1 protein-coding gene is annotated in these 533 nt (G+C 62.9%); it reads right to left on the reverse strand.

Going from position 1 to position 533, the window contains the following annotated elements:
- A partial coding sequence (locus HM984_RS18140) for a DUF4158 domain-containing protein (protein ID WP_179350133.1) occupies nucleotides 1-533 on the reverse strand: 533 nt, incomplete at both ends.

Consider the following 533-nt stretch of genomic DNA (forward strand, 5'->3'; position numbering starts at 1 on the left):
CCGCCGAAGCTGCCTCCGGCGCTGACGGCACCCAAGGCTTGAGAGGTTGCACCACATCACGGTAGAAGGCATCGACTCCATCCGTGACGCTGCCGATGAACCCGGCCGCTGATCCCGAACGCTTGCTACCCATCTTGGTCGGTGATGTGAGTGTGAACCGCTCCAGTTCGCTGACACGACGTTTGCCCTCCGGTACATCGAGCAACGCCAGCAGCGACGAAGCAGAACCAGCAGTGAGCTGATCGGTCAGCTGGCTCCACAACCGCTGATCAGCGGCCTGTCTCCCGTCGGTCACCACACGTTCCAGAGTGCGGGGACCGGGAAGCAGTGCCTGATGTTCACGTAGCCAGTCGACCGCACCGGCGAGCATCGCTTTCGGCCCATCGCCGGTGACCCACGCCTGATCGGCGACCCACGCCGCCAACTCCGCCTCGACCTCGGCATAGGAACTCAAGCCGTACTCTCGCTGGATCTCCCAGGCGTGTTCGAGTTTGGTCTTCTTCCGCTCGGTGTACTGCTTCACACACGAGGAG

Source organism: Winogradskyella pacifica (assembly GCF_013403915.1).
Classification (GTDB): Bacteria; Bacteroidota; Bacteroidia; order Flavobacteriales; family Flavobacteriaceae; genus Winogradskyella; species Winogradskyella pacifica.